The organism is Pseudoalteromonas sp. ABE4_541, from assembly GCF_056312285.1.
Genome location: NZ_JBSVEM010000066.1, coordinates 1 through 264 on the forward strand (window position 1 = coordinate 1; position 264 = coordinate 264).

Here is a 264-nt window from a genome sequence, read left to right on the forward strand (position 1 = left end):
GTGTCCTAGGCCTCTAGACGAAGGGGACGCAGAAATTGGTTTGCAAATTACTGATTTGCTATTTCTGCGTTAGATGAGACCGAGCCTGTGAGGCGAGTGGCCTTATTTAAAGCAGAATTTTCTGTGTCACTAGGACTGGCTGTTTTAACTCGCACCATATGAGCTTTTGTTACTTTACCAAAGTAAAGTGGCGTCCCCTAGGGGATTCGAACCCCTGTTACCGCCGTGAAAGGGCGGTGTCCTAGGCCTCTAGACGAAGGGGAC

Annotated in this window: 1 tRNA gene; it reads right to left on the reverse strand. The window is 49.2% G+C overall.

Annotated elements, in window-relative coordinates:
• Positions 1-188: 188 nt before the first annotated feature.
• A tRNA-Glu gene (locus ACW689_RS21510) sits at positions 189-264 on the reverse strand.